Origin of the sequence: Cognatundibacterium luofuense, from assembly GCF_018139685.1 — a bacterium.
GTDB lineage: Bacteria > Pseudomonadota > Gammaproteobacteria > Burkholderiales > Burkholderiaceae_D > Undibacterium > Undibacterium luofuense.
Window position 1 is genome coordinate 1 of the sequence record NZ_JAGSPN010000517.1, and the last position, 302, is coordinate 302.

At 47.7% G+C, this 302-nt stretch carries 1 pseudogene; it reads left to right on the forward strand.

Annotation, left to right across the window (positions count from 1 at the left end):
* A pseudogene (locus KDM89_RS21485) lies at nt 1–302 on the forward strand (putrescine ABC transporter permease PotH); the annotation flags it as partial.

Here is a 302-nt window from a genome sequence, read left to right on the forward strand (position 1 = left end):
GGCGACCCGTTTGTCAGTTTGGTCAGTTATGTCGACGGCATCATTCATATAAAACTCAAAGTAAGCAATTACCTGTTTGTTTTGCAGGATAAATTGTACGTGTTGACTTACCTGCGTTCGATCAAGTACGCGGCGGCGACCACGTTGACTTGTTTGTTGATCGGGTATCCGTTTGCCTATTTTATGGCGCGCGCCAGAGCGACGATACGCCCGATTCTGCTAATGCTGGTGATGTTGCCGTTTTGGACTTCATTCCTCTTGCGTATCTATGCGTGGAAAGGGATTCTGGCAAACGATGGCTT